The following is a 21,964-nucleotide window of genomic DNA, read 5'->3' as shown; positions in this document are numbered from 1 at the left end:
ATGATAATCATCTGCCGCCGGCTATTATTTAATATATTGAATATCTGCGTATCATCTTACGGTATTGGGATGGAGAAACACCATATATATCTTTAAAGATTCTGTAGAATGAGCGTGTAGATTCAAAGCCTGAGTCTGTGGCTATATCTTCAAGATTGTCATCCGATATTTTTATAAGCGAGGCGGCATGGTTTGTGCGGAGAACATTTAGATAGGTTCTGAAACTGACCTTTATTTGATTTGAAAAAACTCTTGATATATAATATTTGTTTATTCCCAACTCGTCGGAAATCATATCAAGCGTCAAACTCTTTCTGAAATTCAATGAAATATATGAGAGCAGACGAGTAATAGTGTCTGAATTTTGTAATGAAAGAAGTGTGTTTTTCATAAGGAGAGGAATTGTATGACTGAAGATAATATACGCCCAACCTATTTGTGCGTTTATACTCGCTTCCTCAAAAATTTTATGAAAAGCGAGTACCGCATTTTCATTTAATGTATCAGCATTGATAATACATTCATCGGGATATGAGCCGCGCGTGTCGGGAAACATTGCATACAGTGCGTCAGCAGGCATAAATATTATTGCGCTGTCGGCAGCATTATTGACTTTTTTTATGGAATCCGGACGTGTGTATGAGTGAGGAACATTTGGAAAAATTACAGCACAGTCGCCCTCGTGAAGAACATATTCGGAGCCGTTTACAATGAGTCCCTGTTCTCCTTCGAACAGAAATATTGTTTCAAATTCGTTATGCAGATGGCTTTTATATTTGAGTGCCCGGTGATGATGAACAACGTCGAGTTCATATTGATGTACCTCATAAAAATTAAACATAAATTATCTTCCCTTTATTTTATTATCTTCTAATATATTTATTATAACATGCGGATATATTTTCCGTCAATCTATAAGTCAATTATTGGCAGTTAATACAGCAATACTGTCAACTGACCGATACATTGCTTTGGTATATAATGCTAGCATAATCGCAGTTTATTGAAAAAACAGATTTATATATATCAACTGAAAGTGTATATAGGTTTGAATAACAATATCGATTTATAGGGTAAGCAGGTATGGATTGTAGTAATGATTTAATATACTTATTTATGGATTTATGTATGAGATGTCAGCTATTGACAAATTGTTAATATGTGTTTTGATTTGAGGTTTTAGATATAAATACATAAGTTGTTAAAATGAAATAGAAAATAATGCTTCTCATTTTAATAACTAATATATTAATATGCTTATACTCATTGTTAGAAGTCTGCAGTTTACAGAGAATGACTGCCATTTATGAATATACTTTGAGGCGATGTCAATATTTCATATAATTGTAGAAAAATTTACATTGAGATAAATAAAAGTTTGAGAAATAATAAATAATTATAGATTTCTTCCCAAAAAAGCTGCCTGAGAAATTATTTCTCAGGCGCTCTGTTTTATTGTAAAATTAATTATTATATTAGTAGTTTGTACAAACAATGAAGTAATTAAAACAAATAAGTCAATATATAATTTCTATTTTTATGTATTTATATTTTAATGTTCAGTTATTAGAACTTTGTTATTTTTAATATATTTTAATTGGTGGATAATAATTGGTAATAAATCTATTATTGACTCAATAGATATGAGAGTGTTGAATTTTAATAATCGAATTATTATCCATATCTGTTTTAATTCTATAAAAATTAACATTGATAAATAGAGGATTTAAAAAGTATAAACAGAATTATAATAATGATAAGTTAGTGGATTATATGAAATATTTTAAAGTTTTAATGGTCGTATAGATATATGTTAATAGAATTGAATTTTATATATAATTAATATTTCAATATAAAACTTATATTGAAAAATTTAGGCAAATAAAAATAAGTTTTATTTGTTAAAAATAAAATACTTTAATAATTATAAAGACTATTTAAAGAATTATTTACAAATTTAGAAGTTGCGGGATAAGAAAATAGAAAAATAGAAGATAATTAATATAGTATCCTTGTAGATTCCCGAGTGAAGCTATGATATTTCCTGATTTTCTGTGCCATTACTATATATATTATCGGAAACAGCGTTCTTTATGCTGATTTTTGGGTATCAGTATAAATTTATTTGTTTAACATAACAGTGATAATTTCTAGAAAAATGCTACTTTAACTCAAAATACTAATTGTTTTATAAAATAGAGTAATTATTTGGAGGCGGTAATATTTAGAAATTATTATAGCAGTGATATAACTATATATAAATTAGATATAATATCATTTCAAAAACAGTGTATATTCAAAAATAATTATAGTCTTGCAGAGCAGCAAAAAACAAAATTTAATTCAAAATTATTGCTTTTTAGAGAGGACGTGTGGGGATGGAATATTTTAAAGTTCTACTGCCTGTAATTGTTGCAGCTATATCTTCTGTAATTGTAATTTTAGTTATTATTAAAGAGCATAAGAAGAATGGCAAAATTGAAAATTATATGAATGAGGGATTAACAATAGGCTTATGTTTGGGCGCCGGAATTGGAGCAAGCTTCTTAACTAATATTACATATTTTATCAGTATAGGTATGCTGGTGGGATTTTTGGTTGGTGTAAATATAAAAAAACATTAGAAATGTTTAGTAACATTAAAAAAGAATGAATTATTTATTACCGTCAGTATTAAAATGCTGACGGTATTTTGTATTTAAAATTTTTGGTTATACAGACTTAAAATATTTAAAAAGTTTTAGTTAATTAAATATATTTAAATTAGACAAAAGTGATATTGAATATTAATAATAGTTTAATAAATATATAAAGTATCTTGATTTTTTTTGATATATTATTTATAATAGTGATGTAAAACTAATCATAAAAGTTAATTTGTGTTTTATTATTTTAACAGCAAAAATTATGTAGTAGAATCTATGGATAGTATGAATTAAACATATGCAAGAGCTGAAATTTATGTGAAGATGGTTATTAATATGATGTTACTTATATTAAAAATAAGAAGGGATTTTAATTATGAAATTAGGCAGATTAAAAGAAGTCAATGTCAGGGATTTATGGCATCACGAACAATATGATTTTTCTAATTGGTTATCTGAAGAAGAAAATATAGAACTTTTAAATGATATTCTAGGATTGACTTTAATAGATATTAATAAAGAAGTATATGTTGGGGCATATAGATGTGATTTAGTTGCCAGAGATGAAGCAACAGGTATAAATATAATAATAGAAAATCAACTTGAATGTTCAAACCATGATCATTTAGGTAAGATAATAACATATGCGTCAGGTCTTGATGCTCAAGTGATTGTATGGATAGTTGAAGAAGCGCGTGAGGAACATAGAAGTGCAATAGAGTGGTTGAATAATAATACCAATAAAAAATTAAATTTCTTTTTAATTGAACTTCATGCATATAAAATTGGCGATTCGATACCAGCTCCAAAATTCGAAATTATTGAAAAGCCAAATGATTTTATTAAGAATTCAAAAGGAAACAGTGATTCAAATGATATGAGTAAAACTCAGTCCGAGAGAGTAATATTTTGGACAATGTTTAATGAGCTTGTAGTTAACAGGGGCAAACCTTTTAATATCAGAAAAGTGTCGACAGATAATTGGTATAATGTTGCAATTGGAACAAGTGAAGCACATATATGTATTAATCTTGTCAATAAAGAATCCAGCATTGTCATAGAATTATATATTAATAACAATAAAGAACTATTTGATAAATTGTATGGTAATAAAACTGAGATTGAAAGTGAGCTTGGATTATCTTTAGATTGGCAAAGGTTGAATAATAGAAAAGCTTCAAGAATTAAATACTTAATATATGGATTAAATTTTGATAACCACGAAAATTATTCTGAATTAATGAATGAGATAATTGATAAGGTTATTTTAATGAGGAAAGTCTTTATTAAATATATTTAGTTTTTATATATTATTTTTATTTGATATTTGAGAAATGAATTAGATTATTAAAATAAAAAACAGTAATCTTTAAAGAGTCAACATGAGCAATTTGACGTCAATATATAGTTGTCGGAGTTTTTAACAGATTTTATTGTATATCCATTGCATTTCATATTTATTCATGGTATAATTTTAGTAAATATATACTATTGGGGTGAGAGTATGAATAAAAAAATATGCAAACTAACAATGCTTTTATTCGTGACGGTGATTTTGGTATGTTCGGCTTCTGTTGTATTTGCTGAGGGTATTATTAATCAAAATTGTTCAGTGTTTTTTTCTGTAAACGGCGGTTTGTATCAGAAACCTTTTTCTTTAACACTTTCTACTGACCTTGAAAATGCACAAATTTATTATACGACCGACGGAAGCGACCCAACCGAAAATTCAGTTCTTTACAATGGAAGCATCACTATAGAGAACCGTACTTCACAGCCCAATGATTTATCTGAAATTTCCGGTGTTTCAACCAGCTTTAAAGCGCCAAACGGTCTAGTTTTTAAAGGAACCGTTATAAAGGCCAGAGCTGTAAATGCCGAATCTAAAACTCCTATATTCGTAAACTCTTATTTTGTTAGTGACGATATTTTGACTAGATATGGAGTAAAAGTTATTTCTATTACTACTGAACGTGATAATTTGTTTTCAAAGCAAAATGGAATATATATGTCGCCCAATTATTTAGAATCAGGAGAACTTTATGAGCGGAGCGCTTTTGTTGAAGTGTTTGATTCTGACGGAAGTTGTCAAATAGCCCAGCCGGCGGGTATCCGTATTCATGGCGGCGCGTCAAGAAATTATCAGCAAAAATCGTTTCGTGTTTATGCCCGTGAGAATCCTGAATATCAGAGCGGTGGTCTGAAAACTTTTGAAAGCGATTTATTTGATGGAACTGTTACTGATTTTAAGGGTGGTATAATAACAAAGTATAAGCGTCTTATGCTAAGAAACGGCGGAAATGATTGGGATAAGAAATTTATCCAGGATGCGTTTATCCAGGATATATGTGCTCCTCTTGATTTTGATACACAGGGTTATCGTCCGTCTGTTGCATTTATTAACGGTGAATTTTGGGGTATGTATGATTTGCGTGAGCGGTATGATGACCAATATTTTAGATATCACTATAAGCTGAATGACAATAAAGATGTTGCTATGCTAAAAATGTCATCTGAAGATGGTGTTCGTGATATTCTCACACTAGAAGAGGGAGAAGAACAATATCTTAATGAGTATCTTGAGCATTATAATTGGATTTTGGAAAACAATCTTAAGGTTCCGGATAATTATGAGACTGCTTGTAAATACTTTGATCCGTCCAATATGATTGACTATGTGATTGCAAATGTGTATTTTAAAAATTGGGATTGGCCTCAGAACAATGTGGTAATTTGGAAAAATACCAATCCACAAAATGATTTTGACGACCGCTGGCGGTTTGCTATGCTTGATAACGACTACACTCTTGAGGCAAACGGAAAGCTAAATACTGATAATATCCTTGAAAACCGAATATATGGCAAAGACCAGCCGTCGACTTCAGCTAAGGGGTGGAAGCTTAGTCAGCTGTTTGCGGCATTTTTGGAAAACGATGATTTTAGAAACGAGACAATTAGGCGTTATAATGACTATATGAACACTATTTTTGATAAGGATATATTATCGTTAAGATTGGATGAAATGTATAATAATATTTCACATTTGGTTGCCGAGCAAAAAAGCAGATACCCGCTTAGCATGAAAAATGACAACCGCAGCAGTATAAAATCTCAAATCAATTCAAGGGAAACCACCGCAAGAAATGAGATGAAAGAAACATGGGGCGTACATGAAATGGTGAACGCATTATTTATCTCAGATTTATCAAAAGGATATATAAAGGTAAATAATATTGAACTTTGTTCCAATAACAAATGGCAGATTAAAAATCCGGGAAACTATTCCGCACAATATTATAAGAATATCCCGATAGAAATCAATGCAGTGGCAGAGAATGGATATAAATTTAGTTATTTTTTAATAAATGGACAAAAGGTATATGACAGCTGCGTTAACTTAGATATGTCGGTTGATGAGACTGTTGAGACCATTTTTGAAAAGACTGAAACGGCAAAATTGATTTCAGATTCGATAGTGATTTATCAAGTTTTCGGAGACGGCGGTAAAACTGACGCAATTATGGATAGGAGCTGCGTACAGCTGTATAATCCTCTAGATGTTCCGGTAGATATTTCAGGGTATGCTTTGCAGTATTCATCGACAGTTGGAGATGGATGGCAAAAATTTGTTATGCCTGAAAACTCTGTTATAAAACCGAAGCATTTTTATTTGATTGGAGGTAAGTTAAACTCCATAAATGCCAGGATAAAGATTGACGCTGATATTTATTTTGATGATATGGTTATAGATAACAAGATGTTCAAATTGGCGCTTACAAAAAATTCTGAGGATATTAACGCCAAAGCAACAACAGCTGCGGTTATAGATTTGCTTGGTGTGGTGGAGAAGAATGGAGATTCGTCAATTGACGCTTATGAGACTGTGCCTTCATATGGTTTATCAAAGCAGAAGTCTTTAATCAGGGTAGGTTTTGATACCGGAAATAATCAGGAAGATTTTGCAGTTTTTTCATTTAAAGACGCGTCAGACGAGGAGATCAAAGAAAAACAGCCGCATAAGCATGATTATATTGAATCCCCAAGCCCATCACCAATACATACCGACAAACCGACACCGCTGCCGAATGTTTCTTATACTGATACAGAAATTAAGCTGGAAAATGGAGAATATTGGCTTAGTACCAAGCTCACAAATATTGAACCCGGTTCCTCAGTGGTTGTAGCGGCTTATGATAATAAAGGTGTGTTAATTTCAATACAGATAGTAAAAAGTACAGATTCAAATATTAATACTCAATTTACATCAAATACTAATATAGATTTTTTTAAAGTATTTGTATTTGAAGAGATGGATGATATTGTTCCTGTAACAGATTCTGAGTTAGTAGAAATATAATATCTATAATTAACCAAGTACAAGAGCCTGGTTTTATATTTGGTGTAGATGTGTATAAAGTTTAGGTTTGCAATATATTACTATAAGTATAGAGTCGGTTAGATTGATTTTACAGATACAGAAAATAGTTATATTTATTTCTGATAATATTTGACGGATTAAATTATGTTATAATTAAGAACCACATAAAGTGATATAAAAACTTTGTGTGGTTTTTGAAATTTTTATTTCGGGTATAAATTTAACTATTTAAAAATAAATGGAGTTAGTGGTAAAAATTTAGATTATTATTATCAATGTTAAAAATATTAACTTAGAGGATTTATTTTATCTGTATATGGCTTTGTGCCATAGTATGATGTAATTTTAATATAGACAAAAGACTTTTGTATGAAAAGAGAGAACAAAAAATTTCTAAATATAATATAATTTCTATATAAATAAATATTTGTTAATTGATTATTTAAATTTTTAGAATAAATAAACTGGTACTATAAAAATTGTTATAACTGGCTCTGTTAAATTTACAAAATGTGATTTAAAATATAGTAGTATACAGAGATATAATTATAAATTTATATTCAAAAAGTGTTATAAGATATAACAAGTTATTTCTTTAATACATAATAGGAAACAATAAATTTTTTATTTGTAATATTTAATCTTATAGAAAACATCTTTAAACTATATATTTGGGACGGCGCAGATGTAATTATCCCTCTAAGTCGAGCCAAAGGTGAAATTAATGCAATTTCTGTTCCTTTGGCTCCGACATCTGAGCCGGAAATAGAATTTTTAAAATTAGGATTTATTTTCAAAGATATTAAACTATATGAATTATTGTGTGAATAACACAAAATGCAGTAATTTTAAAAGGTTATTACTTTGTAAAGAATAAAAAGCTGTCGATTTTAATCGACAGCTTTTAATAAATGGTCGAGGTGACAGGATTTGAACCTGGAACAAACAACGTTATATCCGTATATATTAGAATGCCGACTGATAATTGACTTTAAAAATTGAATGAATTTAACTTTTTTGCTGTTTCGGATTTACGTTCTTTTCTGATGTGCGTGTAAATATCTTGAGTTAATTTTATGTCTTTGTGCCCCATTAATTCTTGAGCGTCTTTTGCTTCTATTCCAGCTTCGAATAGCATTGTCGCATAAGCATGCCGCAACTGATGAGCGGTTAATGTTAAATTGTTTTCTTTGCGCATTTTGTCCCAGCGACAAGCAAGCTGTTTTTTGGTTAAATAATCTCCATGCTCATTGCAAAAAATTATGCCATGTTTTTTGTTCGGCAAATATTTTGCAACTCTGTCCAAAAGTATAACTGTTCTTGTTCCGGATTCTGTTTTTGTTTCATTTATTAATATTGGATTATTTCCGTCATGTATAATTTTTTTGTTTACATTTATAATTTTATTTTCTCTGTCAATATCTTCGTAATTCAAAGCAAGCGTTTCACTAATTCTAAGTCCGGTATATAACAGAAAGTAGGCCAAAAATCCAAATCCATCATGTAAGGTGTTAACGATTTCTATTTCTTTGGTGTCGGGCATTTTACGTATTGATTTTTTTAAATTCTTTGGCAATGAAACTGATGTAACTGGATTTATATTAGTATATCCATTAACTATAGCAAATCTAAATATTTGATTAAAAATACTTTTATATGTTGCCACTGTCTTCTGTGCGTAATCTTTTGCGGCAAGCCGCTTCAAAAATATATCAACGTCATGGGATGTAATATTTTTTATACGTTCATTCCCAAACTCTTGTAATAGCGATAAATATGCGCTTTTCCCGCATTTTTTAAAAGTAGTATAAGGTGTGTTTAATAAATATTCGTCAAGCCATTCCTCGGCAACAGTTTTAAAAATTTCTCCTTTTTCTTTGGTGTCTTGATAGGCTAAAATCTTTCTATTAATTTCTCGCTCAGATTTGCCGTAAAAGGATTTAATTTTTCCGTTAATCCGTATTTGTTTACAATATCTTCCATCGGCTCGTTTTTTCATTGTATTCACCTTTTATCTATATATATTTATTTCAATCAATGCGCCCCGTGTAGGGTGCGACAGCAAAAATATATAAGAGTTATATATTTTTGTAAAAAAGTGGTGTGAACCTCCCGGGGAATTATGTGAGCTTTATATTCGCAACACTATATTCTAATAGCTATCAGGTTTGCAATCTTCGCAAGGCTCATAGCCAGCTTGTATGGCTTCATTGATTGTCATATGTATTAGGTTAGGTTTGTCTTTTATATGTTTACACTCTAAGGTATGGTATTTTTGGCCTGATTTTGTAACTACTACGTCAATGTCCATTATTTGAGGTTCAGATGTCGGCGTCGCTTCTTGTATTACTTGTGTTTGTTCTATATTTTCTTGACTTTTATAGTTAACTGTTATTGTAGCAGTTACTAGTATTAACGCTGTTATTATTGCCACAACAATATATCTGATTTTTATATTTTTTTCTTTTATTTCGTTAAATTGATTACATAATTTTTCTTCATACTCTGTATATTTTTTGTGATGCTGCACTTCATCAGCTACCAGGCGGCTGCGTTTATCGTCCAATAAAGTTGTCGCTGATACAAGCTGAGGCGTATTTATATGTTTTTTAGTTAAAACGCATATTGGGGCAAGAAATTCAAGTGCAAATTCATTGGCTTCATCTTCCTGACCTTCGTCAATTAATCCACCTGGCTTATATCCCAACACATTATTGTCAGCCATATGCCCTAACACTATATGACCCAGTTCATGCGCTAGCAACATGCGTTTTTCATTAGCGGACAAACCGGAGCGTATAAATATAATTTTTTCTGTTTTACGCTTATAAGTGAACGCTTTTGTCCGTTTTGCAATTGCAAAAATGTTGTATTGTTTGAGCAATTCAATTTGTTTGCCGTTGTTTACATCATATTTTAAGATGCTCCAGCCTTTTGCTTTTAATAAGTCTTCTATAAGATTTATAGTAATTGGCAATTTGTTTATTTTATTTTCTAACAAAGTAATTACTGCACTGTATCTTGCAAACACTATGATACCTCCTGAAATCAATTTCATATAAAGATATCATAATGCTATATGTTTTTTATTTCAAGTGGCAATAAATGTAAATTACTGTTCATCATCGACAAATGATGATTCTTCACCATATGCCGCTGTTTGTGAAGAATCAATGTTTTGAAATTGTTCAGTAACAGTTTCTTCACTATATTCATTTGTTTGTGAAAAATCAATATTTTGGAGTTGTTCGTTGATAGTTTCTTCAACGGGAGATTCTATTTGAATTCTATTACATATATCTTGAGGGGGTTGAAGGCCAATGTAATCAACGGTATTACCGCTAAAAAATACGCTCAATATTATAGGAATTATCTCAATATAAAGTGATATTTTGTTATATTTTTCATTTTCTTTTTCTGTTTCTTCTTTTAAAGAATTACTTTTTTTTAATTCATTAATTTCTTGTTCTTTTAATGAATTACTTTTTACTAATTCATCTTTTACTTCTTTAAAAAGTGAAACAATTTCATCAGAAGTGTCATTACTATTGCTCAGTTTTCTTATAGCATTTATGGTGTATTCAGTATTTGATTCCGCAGATTCTTCACATTTTATATAATCTTCATTTGTTTCTGCTTCAACAAAAGTATCAATAAAATTATTTTCCATTGAAATAATATCGTCAAAAAAAGATTCTATTGTTTGTTCTGGCAAATTTGAAAATACAGAACTCATGGAATTTTCAAATTTAGAATAGAGAGTATTTGATATATCTAAACTTGGTAATGATGAATACATATCTGTAATGTTTTGAATATTCATTTTTGTAATACTGTCATTAAAATTTATAGTATTTAACTTGTTGCTTAGCTTATAGTTCATGTTTTGAAATTTCTTTGCAATAGAAGAAAGAGTCGTTTCTGATATAATTGAAACAACGTTATTAGATTTTATTTTATTAATCATTTCTATCCTAGGAATACAAGATTTCTCTAACTCAGTTTTAAATGACATATCCGTTGTAAAAGGACTTTCGCTAAATGGTGTTAGTTTAGTTTTAACTCCAGTAATATAGCTCAATGCATTATCAATATTGCGTATTTTCGATTTTAATAAATTTTCTTGAATTGATACAATTTTTTGGCATTTTATTAATGTATCAAAAGAGTCATTAACTGACATCTCACTAATTCTCCTTATCATTTATAAATTCATTTTCGCCATAAGCGGCCACCTGTGATGTATCTAATTCTCTAAATTGTTCTGCAATAGATAAAGGTTTTTCTTTTGTATTAACTTCGATAACATCGGTACGTCCGAGGAGGTAGTCAACAGAACAGTCAAGCGCATCCGCAAGTTTTATCAAAATGTCTCCAGTAGGGATAGTTCCATTGCGCCATTTAGAAATGTTTCCTTTGCTTATTCCGATACTCAAGACCAAAGGTGTTAATTTTATTTGACATTGTTTACAGCGTTTTTCTAATTGGTTAAAAAACACAAAACCACCTCCACATTTTTATGCAATATGCCAAAAGTGCTCTTTAGTGCACAAAAGTTATTGACAAGTGCTCTTTAGTGCACTATAATAATATCAACTTAATAAATAAATTAAGCAAATAAAAACATGCCTGCTATGAAAGCGGCTAAATTTATATATTTTAATCGACAATTTAATTATACAATATTTGGTTCGCTTTTGCAATAGGTTTGTAATTTTTTTTGAAAGGAGTGAAAAAAGAATGATTAATGTGATTGTAGCAATAATGTTATGTTCAAGTTTGTTGGTATCAACCTGTTTCTGGGTAATACCCGAAGGGATAACTACATGGCTTACTTTAGTTTTATTTTTTAGAAAAAAACGTGCAGAAAGAAAAAATCAGTTAAGAGAAAAAAACACAGAAAAGGAGAAATAAAGATGGAAAATTCAGTAAAACTTAGACTATTAAACCTTGGAAAAAAGCAAGTGGACTTGTTAAAGGTAATAAGAAAAAAAGGTTATACAAATCTTCAACCACCGCAATTGAGCTCTTACATCAATGGCGCCAATACTACGCCACAGGCGAAGGCGGTAATGCAAATAGTATATGAAACTTTGGAGCAGTGGGAAGCTGAAATATCAGGGTAGGAGGTGAGGAAAATGACGCTCAAATTAAAGTTTAGAGTTTTAACCGATTGGAACGACGAGTTGAAAACAATTCTTGATTTAGTTGAAAAAATAAAAGAACGTCACCCCAACGACCAACTATTTATTGAAGTGACGTTCGAAAATTAAGCTTTTACTATTTCAATACATCTAAGACCTTTTGAAGAAATAGTGATACATGATGTGTCAGAATATAATACATAATCAAATTTTGGTAATATTCAATACGTATTTAACAAAGTTGCAAAATAAAGTATAGAAAGAAGGTGAGCAAAATGCCGAGGGAGAAGGCAGCATATAGGGAGAACTTAGAAAGCGTTTTACAGTTTCTTGGCGATAAATACGGAGATAGACGACATCTTTTGTGTATTAAGGATGTTCAGGACTATACAGGGACTTGTTATGATTTTGCAAAACGCACATTTTTGGGTGGTAAAAAATATATTTCGGCTGAGACGTTTGCAAAAAACTTGAGTGAATAAAAAAACTAACTATTAAATGTTAAATGGTAGTTAAAAAAATTAAATTTGACCTGATATAGAAAGAGGTGATTGAGGATGTATAATTTTTTGATTAAATATAGGCTAAAGACCGGGGCGCCTGCAACTAAATATATAACTGTAAAATCTGTATCGGCAAAGCTGGCAAAACAGCAATTTAATGAAATGTATGGTTCTGCCAGTTTTGAGATACTGGGAGTATATAAGGAGGTGAAGTCAAATGTATAACTGGATTATACGTATATCAGCCGCGGTGGTCGGCGCTGTATTGTTAGTTATGGTTAGGTCGCTTGAGTGGTATCCCATATTTTACGCAGTGCCGCTTACGATGATACTTTTGGCATTTTTTAATTGCGCAGAGGACACAGCTGAAGAACAACCCATAGCTGACGATGTACGTAAGGTCGTAATAAGGTCGGATAATCGGCGATGGGATTTTGCTGACGAAGAGTGTAGCAGAACATCTAAAACGATAGAAGAAAAAAATCAAAGAAATATTAAAATTGGTATAGGAGTGAGATAAAATGAGAATGAGAAAAATAAAGAGACCTGTACGCAAAACAGTGTAACTTTTAATGTGGAGGTGAAATAAGATTATAACAATTCATTCATGGAGCGGTGGAAAGGATAGCACAGCAAGCATCATACTTGAGCGTATTCATAATTTACCGGCTTCAAAAATAATTTTCAGCGAAGTCATGTTTGACAACAAAAATAACATAAGCGGTGAGTTACCCGAACACATTGATTTTATACATAATAAAGCGNAATTTACAGAAGTTACTCAAGGATGTAATGACAAAGCTGGGGTATTGGGTAGATGATAATTTGGTGGCAAGTGAGATTGTTGAAAAATTTTGGGCTGAAAAGCCCGGAATATATATCAGGATAGAGGATTTGTAAGATGGAGTTAAAACAAGTTAAACAAGCAATTATGCAGCAAAGTATAGTTCGTTATAAAAATAAAAACTATGTCTTTTATGCCAGTAGGTGTTTTAAAAATATTCATGCAGATAGAATCGAATATGACGGAGAACTATATGACGAGAATGCAAATTGTGTTATTCATGTGCAACTAAGTGATGTAGAACTTATTGGGAAATAAATCTATAACGAAGGAGAAGTCAAGTGAAATATGACGAAGGAAAGCCGAAACTTACCTTGTGCCCGACAGAAATAATCACAGCGGTTGCCAGGGTAAGAGAATACGGAGTAAAAAAGTATGGAGATAGTGACAGCTGGAAAGATGTTGAGCCGCAAAGATATAGAGACGCGGCTTTCAGGCACTTTGTGTCATACATAAATGACCCTTTGGGCGTAGATGAAGAAAGCGAATTGCCGCATTTGTGGCATTTGGCTTGCAATATTGCGTTTTTGTGCGCTATGGAAAAGGACTGAAACTATATGGATAAAAAAGTAATTTAACAGACAAAGAATTATTATCAAACTGGATGTGATAAATCTTATGACAGCTGAAAGATTAAGGCAGTACAAAAGTATAAAAGCAGAAATTGAAGAATTGGCCGAACAGATACAAATGCTTGAAAGTTCTGACATTGTGCAGGGGTCAGACAGGGAATTCCCGTACATAAAACATAACATGAAAGTGGAAACAGCTGAGTGCGACCGTACACGTGAATTGTTAAGAAAAGAATTACAGCTATTAAAAACTGAATATCGCAAGTTGAATGAATTTATTAACAACATTGCTGACAGCGAAATCAGGCGAATTTTTAGATATCGATATATTGAAGGGTGGACATTCCAAAAGATTGCTTTTAGAATGAATGAGACAGACGAAAGTTATCCGAGGCGGAAGCATAATAAATATTTAAAAAATATAAAAGTTGCCGAAAATGCCGAAAATCACATGTTATAATTGTATTATGAAAGGTATGCAAAGTAATTTCTCCTTTTATATATTTTTTGTTTAAGAGCCGTTTTCCTTCTTAGGACGGCTCTTTTAGTTTTGGCCATTGTGGGAATTGTACATCATAAAATTTGCTGAGGGGCGGGCGGCTGTGATGTGAACGAAAATTAGGGGGTGATGATTATGGCAAGACCGAAAAAAATGAATGATATTGTTGTCGGAAAACTTGAGTGGGCTTTTATGAAAGGCTTTAATGTCTGCGAAGCTTGTGATTATGCAGAAATACATAGAGATACCTATTATGAATATCTAAATAAAAATAAGGATTTTTCCGACAAAATGAAGCGCGCACAAACAGCACTCCAAAGAAGAGCAAAAATAAATTTAGCTGAAAAAATTGAACATGGCGATTTGAGTGAATCGAAATATTATCTTGAACGAAAATGCAAGGACGAGTTTTACCAAAAACAGGGAGTTGAATTAAGTGGTAAAATGGAGTTTAAAAATCCATACGCTGAACTTACAATAGATGAATTAAAGAAGTTGGTTGATGATGGATAAAGAACATATTAAACTTGGTGCTAAGATAGAGCTTGCTCGGCGTGAATTCTTTTATTTTTGCCATTTATTAGCTCCTGAATTTTACAAAATTAACAGAAATTATCTAATAAATCTTTGTAATGAATTTCAAAGATTTTGTGAGAGTGATGAACAGATAATGATTGTTAATTTACCTCCGCGGCACGGCAAGTCAAGGACTGCCGGCTTGTTTGTTGAGTGGCTTTTGGGACGCAATCATAACGAGAAAATTATGACCGGTTCATACAACGAAACATTGTCTACTACATTTTCAAAAAATGTTAGAAACGCGATACAAGAGGAAAAAGCGGATAATGACAAAATAATTTATTCTGATATATTTCCGGGAGTTCAAATAAAGCGCGGTGACGGTTCAATGAATTTATGGAGCCTGACAGATGGCTATAATAATTATCTTGCCACTTCTCCAAGTGGAACTGCAACGGGTTTTGGATGTACGTGGATGATTATTGACGATTTAATTAAATCAGCAGAAGAAGCGTACAACGAAACTATTCTTGAAAAACATTGGGATTGGTTTGTAAATACAATGCTATCCCGTCTTGAAGAGGGCGGAAAAATCCTTATAATCATGACGAGATGGGCAACCGGAGATTTAGCAGGCAGAGCGATAAAATATTTCAAGTCTGAAAATATAAAATGCAAAGTTATAACTATGAAAGCGCTACAGGATGACGGTTCTATGATTTGCGAAGAAATATTATCGCGCAAAAGCTATGATATGAAAGTCAAGGCTATGGGAGCCGATATTGCGTCAGCAAATTATCAGCAAATACCCATTGACCAAAAAGGACGTTTGTACACACATTTCAAAACTTATGAGTACATACCGTCTGACGGAAGTGGCAATTCGTTGTTTACAGAGATTAGGTCGTATTGTGATACAGCTGACGAAGGAAGCGATTATCTGTGTAATATAATATACGGAGTTTATAACAGCGAAGCGTATATACTTGATGTATACTACACCAAAGACAGCATGGAAATAACGGAAAAAGAAACAGCTAAACGGCTTGTTGAGTTTGACGTGAATAAAGCTACTATTGAGAGCAATAACGGCGGTCGCGGCTTTGCTAGAAGTGTAAAACGTATTATGGAAAGCGAGTTATTCACGAATCATACGATAGTAAAATGGTATCATCAGAGTAAAAACAAAAAGGCGCGTATATTATCAAATAGTACATGGGTAATGGAACATATATATTATCCCGTAAATTGGCGTGATAGGTGGCCCGAATATTATGAGGCTATGATGAGTTATCAAAAAGAAGGTAAAAATAAGCATGATGATGCACCGGATGCGACAACAGGAGTTGCAGAGCGTACAAGACAAAGAAAATCTGGAATATCAGTATTGAGGTGATATAATTGGATATTGATGTAGTTAAGAAATTAATTAAAAAGTACGAGCCGGGTCATAAGGATTTCATAATGATGGCCGAGCAAAGCGAAAGATATTATAACAGGGAAAACGATATAAAATTTAAGGATAGAGAAAGAAAAAATGAGTGTCAGGATAGGCCACTGCGAAATGCGGATAATAGGATAGCAAGCAATTTTCATCGTCTGCTGATTGACCAAAAATCCTCGTACATGTTTACAGCACAACCCCTATTTGACGTTTCGGACGATTACGCAAATACAGTTATTTATAATACACTTGGGAATAAATTTGAAAAGGTGTGTATTAAACTGTGTAATATGGCCTCAAATAGTGGAGTTGCGTGGATATATTATTGGAGCGATACCGAGGGCTTTAAATATACAATTGTGGATTCAAAACAGGTTATACCTATATGGGACACAACGGTTGAAGATAAATTGAAAGCTGTGCTTAGAGTATATAAAGAACTTGAAGATGATGGTAAAACATATGAGGTGTATGAATATTATACGGATGATATGATATATTCATATAGAGCTGAACATGGAGACATAGACACATTAAAAGAATATGAGTGCTATAATTGTTATAATGTTGATATTCAGCAATCGGCTTTTGTGGCGAGTGTGCCTAATCCATTTGGGCGAATTCCGTTTATTCCATTTTTTAATAACAGTGAGCATACTAGAGATTTAGATTTAAATAAGGACCAAATAGATACATATGATAAAGTTTATAGTGGATTTTTGAACGACCTTGAGGATATACAAGAGGTCATTTTTGTTTTGTCGGGGTATGAAGGGGAATCTTTAGAAAAATTTCTCTCGGAACTTAAAATGTTTAAGACTATAAAAGTGGACGCAGCTGAAGAAGACGGACAAGCCAAAGGCGATTTACAGACGCTTACAATAGATATACCTGTCGAAGCCCGTAAGATAATGCTTGAGATGACTAGAAAATCAATTTTTGAGCAGGGCATGGGGATTGACCCCGACCCACAGAATTTTGGTAATAGTTCAGGTATTGCCCTTGGATATTTGTATTCATTGCTTGAGCTTAAAGCAGGAGCAACCGAGGCAGAGTTCAAAATGGGATTTTCGGAATTAATTAATGCAATATGTAATTATTATGGGCTGGCGGTAGATAAAATTATCCAAACGTGGACGAGAACTAAAGTAAGGACAGACAGCGAACTTTGTGAAATTGCTAAAAATTCGGTTGGGTTAATCTCGAAACGAACAATTGCTGAAAATCATCCATGGGTTAAAAATATAGAACGTGAACTGCAGCGCATTAAGGAAGAGGAACTTGAAGAGGTAAACAAAGATGAAGCTGATATGTTTACAAGGGTGAAAACCGATGAAACAGAATAGTGAATATTGGAGAAAACGTCTTGAACTTTTGGAGCAGGCAGAACACAAAAAGGCAACTCAGTATTTTTATGATTTAGAAAAAATATATAAACAGGCCTCCTACAATTGTGAGACTGAAATATCAAAATGGTATCAGCGAATAGCGGTAAATAACCAAATATCATATCAAGAAGCTAAAAAATTGCTAAACAGGGATGAACTGGATGAGTTTAAGTGGAGTATTGAAGATTACATAAAGCACGGTGAAGAAAACAAAATATCAAACCAATGGAGCAAACAACTTGAAAATGCAAGCGCCAAAGTACATATAAGCCGGCTCGAAGCCATGAAAGTGCAGATGCAGCATCAGGTAGAATGCGTTTCCGGTAGGGAAGTTGACGGATTGTCAAGACTGATAGAGAGTACGTATACAGACAGCTATTATCGTTCAATGTATGAATTTCAAAAATTTGGTGTTGTTGGAAGTTCATTTTCCATTTTGGACGAAAAAACAATAGCAAAGATTATAAGCAAACCGTGGACTGCTGATAATAAGACATTTTCAGAGCGGATATGGGGAAAGCACAGACCGGAATTGATTTCAAAACTTCAAAATGACTTGGCCTACGCTTTTATTCGCGGGGACAATCCTAATGAGTTAGTTGCTAAAATAAGAAAAGAATTTGATGTCACAAAGAGACAGGCTGAGAATTTAGCCTTAACGGAGAGTGCATTTTTTCGAGAAGCGGGGACAAAGCAAGCATATAATGAATTAGGGGTGAACAGATATGAGATAAATGGAACTCTTGACAATGTAACGTGCGGTGTGTGTCAAGACATGGATGGGAGAGTGTTTGAAACATCTGACATGGTGGTCGGGATGAATTCACCGCCATTTCATTGCCGTTGCCGGTGTACATCTGTGCCTTATTTTGATGACGAATTTACACAAGATGAGACACGAGCAGCGAGAGATGAAAACGGTAAATATTATACTGTTCCGGCCGACATGAAGTATCCCGAGTGGAAATCTAAATATGTTGACGAAAGGTTTACAAAAGGTATTAAAGATGATATAATAAAAGCTAACAAAGAGGTCATTTATAATTTAGAAAAACTCAAGAAGTCGGGGATGGCAAAAGAAGATTATAATGAGTATCTAGATATTATAAATAATCACGAAAATCAAGATATTACAAAGCTATACTCAAAATACGGCGATGGTGTAGATGGAATAAAGTTGCAACCAAGCCGTGTGTCGCAATATGACCCAACCGCTAATTCTATAAGCTTTAAGTATTCTGAAAACAATGGCAACAAATACAGCACTCTTGCTCACGAATATGGGCATTATTTTGACAAGAGCCTGGTTGTTGACAAATTGAGTTTTAATGAAATGGAAAACTTGCGTGAAATCACTGGGTTTAAAAATTATTTCACTAATATTGCAAGTCAAAGCGACGAGTTTTTAACGGCTGTTAGAAAAGACAAGGAACATATTCGTTCGATTATTAATAGCGATGTTCGAAATGATTTGAAATATCACGATTCAAGTCACGGCGTCCAGGATGCGATAGATGGACTTTTCCCAAGGTCTAGAATAAACTGGGGTCATGGCGAGACATATTACAACAGACGATATGCAGCTATCGAAAGCTATGACAAAATGGTTAGGGGCACCAAGAGGAAACAACTTAAACAGTTATACGCAAACATGGGATTTGACGTGAGTAATCAAAATAAAGTCAAAGCGATATGCAGACAGTATGAGGCAGCATCAGAGATGTGGGCTAACATTATGAGCGCCGAGGTTTGTGGTGGAGAGACCTTAGAATATATAAAGATGTACCTGCCAAATAGTTATAAGGCTATGTTAGAAATTTTGAAAGAGGTGGAATAGATGGGCGTACAAGAAGAGTTTGGAGTTTTGCTAGACAAATACTATGATGCTTTCGGTGATATATACCCGCTGGCGGTGTTGTCAACGGATAATATAGAGAAAATCATCAAACACTGTCTTAAAGAAAATAAAGACGTTTATGAACTGGGCTATTTGACCCTTGATGACGATGTAATGTATTAGAAAATTAACACGAGCGTCCTTTATAGGGCGCTTTTATTATGCCTGAAAGGAGTGATTAAAATGAAATGTCCGCACAAGTGCAATAGAAAAGAATATACAGAGCAACGCTATGAATATAACGAAGATGGACAGCTTGAAAGAGATGTTTTTACAACAGTGTCTACAGAGACATTATGCGAATGTGAAACAGACTGCGCCGCATATAAAGATGGTGTTTGTCAATTTACAATCATGAATTTGCAAAAATAATTAATTAACGTCTGTAATATCGCAGGCGTTATTTTTATATACAAAATTTGTCCGCAATGACGTAAAACTACGAGCGCAGGTCAAAGCAACTGACGTAAATCAGCGTAGCGAGAAAGGAATCATATGAAAAGGGAATATCTAAAAAGCTTGGAGTTGTCTGAAGAAATAATTGACAAAATTATGGATGAAAACGGCAAGGATGTTGAAGCTATAAAAAACAAGTATGCCGATTATGACAATATTAAGGTTCAGCTTAAAGAAGCCAACAAACAGATTGAAAACTTTAAAAGTATGGATATTGATAAAATCAAACAAGCTGCTGATGATTGGAAAAGTAAGTTTGATGAATCTGAACAGGAACACAAAAAACAGATAGAAAAGTTTATAAAAGAAACTGCAATTAAAACTGCAATAGCCGATAAAGCCCAGGACATTGATATTGTTGCAAAGTTGTTTGATATGGATAAGATAACAGTTGATGAAGACGGCAAGGTGTCAGGAGTGGATGAACAGCTGACAGCTATGCAGGAAAGTAAAAAGTTTCTCTTTAAAACTAATGAAGTTCAGGTTGATTATACCCCTAGAAGCGGAAAAACAAAGTCAATTAATCCATTTGCAAAAGACACATTCAATTTGACAGAACAGGGCCAATTGCTTAAAGATGACCCGGAAAAAGCCAAGGCTTTAGCGGCTGAGGCGGGAACAAAAATTTAAAATTGAAAGGATGATTTATTATGCCAGGAACAACATTAACAGATATAATAGTGCCGGAGCTGTTTAATCCATATGTTATTGAAAAAACAATGGAGCTTTCGGAACTGGTGCAAAGCGGAATAATAAAGAACAATACGGAGTATAACACACTTGCGTCACAGGCGGCACCAATGGTGCAAATGCCTTTTTACGAGGACTTAAACGGAGAATCAGAACAAATTATTGAAGGCGAAGATTTAACAGATGAAAAAATTACATCAAATAAAGATATATCGGTGATACTGAGACGAGCGAAGATGTGGAGCGCAACCGACCTGTCAGCTGCGATGTCGGGGTCAGACCCGATGGCGGCAATAGGAGCACTCGTTGCAGGATTTTGGTCACGAGATATGCAAAAAGAGCTTATTGCAGTATTAAAGGGCATATTCGGTACCACAACGGCAACGACAGGAGAGAATGCTACAGCCGCAGAGACAAGACTGTCAAGTAATATTTTGGATATTTCAGGAGGGTCAGGAGCGGCTGCAAAGTGGTCGGGCGCAGCGTTTATTGACGCCCAGCAGTTGTTAGGAGATGCTAAGTCTCAGCTCACAGCGATAGCAATGCACAGCGCTGTTGAATCAGCTCTCAGAAAACAAGATTTAATCGAAACACAAAGACCGTCTGACGCGTCACCATTTAATACATATATGGGTAAGAGAATTATTATAGATGATGGCTGTCCGTATACAGGCAGCGGCGCAAATATGGTATTCTCGACATATTTGTTTGGCGATGGCGCTATAGCGCTGGGCAATGGAAGTCCGGTGGGTTTTGTTTCAACGGAGACGGATAGAGCAAAGCGTAAAGGTTCAGGTGTTGATTATCTTATTAACCGTAAGACATATATATTACATCCTCGTGGAATCTCGTGGACTAATGCCGATGTTGCCAAAACTGAGGGACCGTCAAGAGCAGAAGTAGCAAAAGCTGAGAACTGGAAACCGGTTTTCGAAGCTAAGAAAATTAGAATAGTGGAGTTTAAACATAAGATTTAGGAGAGGTT

The 21,964-nt window shown here is 33.2% G+C and carries 25 protein-coding genes and 1 pseudogene; 21 read left to right on the top strand and 5 right to left on the bottom strand.

Features of this window, described 5'->3' with window-relative positions:
• Nucleotides 1-28 precede the first annotated feature (28 nt).
• A complete protein-coding gene (locus B9O19_RS02505) occupies nt 29-841 on the bottom strand; it encodes a helix-turn-helix transcriptional regulator (RefSeq protein WP_102364970.1) in 813 nt (270 codons plus the stop codon).
• 1,537 nt (nt 842-2,378) lie between these two features.
• Here B9O19_RS02505 and B9O19_RS02500 point away from each other — a divergent pair.
• The 3 genes from B9O19_RS02500 (at nt 2,379) to B9O19_RS02490 (ending at nt 7,002) form a co-directional block, all read left to right on the top strand.
• On the top strand, nt 2,379-2,624 hold the full coding sequence (locus tag B9O19_RS02500; protein ID WP_102364969.1) for a DUF2700 domain-containing protein: 246 nt from the start codon (nt 2,379-2,381) through the stop codon (nt 2,622-2,624).
• Nucleotides 2,625-3,021: 397 nt separating this feature from the next.
• On the top strand, nt 3,022-3,945 hold the full coding sequence (locus B9O19_RS02495) for a DUF4268 domain-containing protein (RefSeq protein WP_172620949.1): 924 nt from the start codon (nt 3,022-3,024) through the stop codon (nt 3,943-3,945).
• 204 nt (nt 3,946-4,149) lie between these two features.
• Complete coding sequence (locus tag B9O19_RS02490) at nt 4,150-7,002, top strand: CotH kinase family protein (RefSeq protein ID WP_102364967.1); 2,853 nt, start codon at nt 4,150-4,152, stop codon at nt 7,000-7,002.
• A gap of 1,012 nt (nt 7,003-8,014) precedes the next feature.
• On the opposite strand, the gene B9O19_RS02485 is transcribed toward B9O19_RS02490, so the two are convergent.
• The 4 genes from B9O19_RS02485 to B9O19_RS02470 form a co-directional block, all read right to left on the bottom strand.
• Nucleotides 8,015-9,022 carry a tyrosine-type recombinase/integrase gene (locus B9O19_RS02485; RefSeq protein WP_102364966.1) on the bottom strand — a complete coding sequence of 336 codons (1,008 nt, stop codon included), beginning with the start codon at nt 9,020-9,022 and terminating at the stop codon, nt 8,015-8,017.
• 153 nt (nt 9,023-9,175) lie between these two features.
• Entirely contained in the window at nt 9,176-10,054 is an 879-nt protein-coding gene (locus B9O19_RS02480) for an ImmA/IrrE family metallo-endopeptidase (protein WP_158648895.1), read from the bottom strand.
• 81 nt (nt 10,055-10,135) lie between these two features.
• Entirely contained in the window at nt 10,136-11,206 is a 1,071-nt protein-coding gene (locus B9O19_RS02475) for a hypothetical protein (RefSeq protein WP_102364964.1), read from the bottom strand.
• A 4-nt stretch (nt 11,207-11,210) separates the two neighbouring features.
• Nucleotides 11,211-11,522: a helix-turn-helix domain-containing protein gene (locus B9O19_RS02470; RefSeq protein WP_102364963.1), complete on the bottom strand. Its 312-nt coding sequence runs from the start codon at nt 11,520-11,522 to the stop codon at nt 11,211-11,213.
• Nucleotides 11,523-11,763: 241 nt separating this feature from the next.
• Between B9O19_RS02470 and B9O19_RS11610 the strand changes: the two genes are divergently transcribed.
• The 18 genes and pseudogenes from B9O19_RS11610 to B9O19_RS02395 all read left to right on the top strand — a co-directional run bounded on the left by B9O19_RS11610 (nt 11,764) and on the right by B9O19_RS02395 (nt 21,956).
• A complete protein-coding gene (locus B9O19_RS11610) occupies nt 11,764-11,937 on the top strand; it encodes a hypothetical protein (RefSeq protein ID WP_158648894.1) in 174 nt (57 codons plus the stop codon).
• Nucleotides 11,938-11,939: 2 nt separating this feature from the next.
• Entirely contained in the window at nt 11,940-12,149 is a 210-nt protein-coding gene (locus B9O19_RS02465) for a hypothetical protein (RefSeq protein WP_102364962.1), read from the top strand.
• A 12-nt stretch (nt 12,150-12,161) separates the two neighbouring features.
• Complete coding sequence (locus B9O19_RS12095; RefSeq protein WP_281254332.1) at nt 12,162-12,296, top strand: hypothetical protein; 135 nt, start codon at nt 12,162-12,164, stop codon at nt 12,294-12,296.
• 146 nt (nt 12,297-12,442) lie between these two features.
• Entirely contained in the window at nt 12,443-12,649 is a 207-nt protein-coding gene (locus B9O19_RS02460) for a hypothetical protein (RefSeq protein ID WP_102364961.1), read from the top strand.
• Between the two features lie 87 nt (nt 12,650-12,736).
• Entirely contained in the window at nt 12,737-12,895 is a 159-nt protein-coding gene (locus tag B9O19_RS11605; protein ID WP_158648893.1) for a hypothetical protein, read from the top strand.
• Entirely contained in the window at nt 12,888-13,190 is a 303-nt protein-coding gene (locus tag B9O19_RS02455) for a hypothetical protein (protein WP_102364960.1), read from the top strand. The genes B9O19_RS11605 and B9O19_RS02455 overlap by 8 nt, the downstream gene beginning before the upstream one ends.
• A gap of 245 nt (nt 13,191-13,435) precedes the next feature.
• Nucleotides 13,436-13,570, top strand: a pseudogene (locus B9O19_RS02450) (RusA family crossover junction endodeoxyribonuclease); the annotation flags it as partial.
• Nucleotide 13,571: 1 nt separating this feature from the next.
• Nucleotides 13,572-13,772, top strand: coding sequence for a hypothetical protein (locus B9O19_RS02445; RefSeq protein WP_102364958.1), 201 nt, complete (start codon nt 13,572-13,574; stop codon nt 13,770-13,772).
• Between the two features lie 23 nt (nt 13,773-13,795).
• Nucleotides 13,796-14,065, top strand: a complete 270-nt coding sequence (locus tag B9O19_RS02440; RefSeq protein WP_102364957.1) for a dATP/dGTP diphosphohydrolase domain-containing protein — start codon at nt 13,796-13,798, stop codon at nt 14,063-14,065.
• 67 nt (nt 14,066-14,132) lie between these two features.
• Nucleotides 14,133-14,546, top strand: a complete 414-nt coding sequence (locus B9O19_RS02435; RefSeq protein WP_102364956.1) for a hypothetical protein — start codon at nt 14,133-14,135, stop codon at nt 14,544-14,546.
• Nucleotides 14,547-14,720: 174 nt separating this feature from the next.
• The gene (locus tag B9O19_RS02430; protein WP_102364955.1) at nt 14,721-15,098 is read left to right on the top strand and encodes a hypothetical protein; all 378 of its coding nucleotides are present in this window, start codon (nt 14,721-14,723) and stop codon (nt 15,096-15,098) included.
• Complete coding sequence (gene terL / locus B9O19_RS02425; protein WP_102366584.1) at nt 15,091-16,500, top strand: phage terminase large subunit; 1,410 nt, start codon at nt 15,091-15,093, stop codon at nt 16,498-16,500. Before B9O19_RS02430 ends, terL begins: the two co-directional genes overlap by 8 nt.
• Before the next feature lie 5 nt (nt 16,501-16,505).
• Nucleotides 16,506-17,894 carry a phage portal protein gene (locus B9O19_RS02420; protein ID WP_102364954.1) on the top strand — a complete coding sequence of 463 codons (1,389 nt, stop codon included), beginning with the start codon at nt 16,506-16,508 and terminating at the stop codon, nt 17,892-17,894.
• A complete protein-coding gene (locus B9O19_RS02415) occupies nt 17,881-19,773 on the top strand; it encodes a minor capsid protein (RefSeq protein WP_102364953.1) in 1,893 nt (630 codons plus the stop codon). Before B9O19_RS02420 ends, B9O19_RS02415 begins: the two co-directional genes overlap by 14 nt.
• Complete coding sequence (locus B9O19_RS02410) at nt 19,774-19,956, top strand: hypothetical protein (protein WP_102364952.1); 183 nt, start codon at nt 19,774-19,776, stop codon at nt 19,954-19,956.
• A gap of 60 nt (nt 19,957-20,016) precedes the next feature.
• Nucleotides 20,017-20,205, top strand: a complete 189-nt coding sequence (locus B9O19_RS02405) for a hypothetical protein (RefSeq protein ID WP_102364951.1) — start codon at nt 20,017-20,019, stop codon at nt 20,203-20,205.
• A gap of 123 nt (nt 20,206-20,328) precedes the next feature.
• A complete protein-coding gene (locus B9O19_RS02400; protein ID WP_102364950.1) occupies nt 20,329-20,919 on the top strand; it encodes a phage scaffolding protein in 591 nt (196 codons plus the stop codon).
• Nucleotides 20,920-20,939: 20 nt separating this feature from the next.
• Nucleotides 20,940-21,956: a major capsid protein gene (locus B9O19_RS02395; protein ID WP_102364949.1), complete on the top strand. Its 1,017-nt coding sequence runs from the start codon at nt 20,940-20,942 to the stop codon at nt 21,954-21,956.
• Nucleotides 21,957-21,964: the final 8 nt, after the last annotated feature.

This window comes from Monoglobus pectinilyticus, from assembly GCF_002874775.1.
Lineage (GTDB): Bacteria > Bacillota > Clostridia > Monoglobales > Monoglobaceae > Monoglobus > Monoglobus pectinilyticus.
The sequence above is the reverse complement of the archived record's forward strand: the minus strand, read 5'-3'. Positions and strand labels throughout refer to the sequence as shown.